We start from the raw sequence: 486 nt of genomic DNA, 5'->3' as shown, positions 1-486 counted from the left end.
CGACAGCAGCCAGTCGGCAGGCGTGGTGTAAACCGTGGTGCCCGATTTGATTTCGAGGATCGCGGTAACAGAGGAATGCGGCAGCGGATCGGTCACACCGGCATAAGGACCATGGACGATTGTGTCGGTGGTTTCCTTTTCGACGGTGATGCGGCGCACCTCGGCAATCGGAGTCTTTGAAACGGTAAAGACCTGCGTGCCGCCTGTTACTGCGGTGAACGGATGCGGTTCCGCATCGATCATGCGCAGATCAGGGTTTTCCTCATACGCAAAGCGAAAAGACTGGCGACGAATGACGCGGCGACCATTCACATAGGCCGTGCCTTCCGATACCGAAAACACCTGTTTGCCTTCGGCGTTCGGTCCAAGGGCTGTGACCAGAAAGCCGCTATTGACGAATGAGCCGTTGCTTTCGCGCGTAACGGTTTCCATCGCCTTGTAGATCTCGGAAAAGTCGGTGTTGGTTGACGTGGTGAGGATAACACC

At 56.2% G+C, this 486-nt stretch carries 1 protein-coding gene; it reads right to left on the bottom strand.

Features of this window, described 5'->3' with window-relative positions:
* Positions 1-486: DUF4815 domain-containing protein (locus tag ABE527_RS21655; RefSeq protein ID WP_499698264.1), on the bottom strand; the 486-nt coding region annotated here is incomplete at both ends.

This window comes from Brucella sp. TWI432, assembly GCF_039674445.1.
Classification (GTDB): Bacteria; Pseudomonadota; Alphaproteobacteria; order Rhizobiales; family Rhizobiaceae; genus Brucella; species Brucella chromiisoli.
Note: the sequence above shows the minus strand (reverse complement) of the source record. Positions and strands in the feature narration are given on the sequence as shown.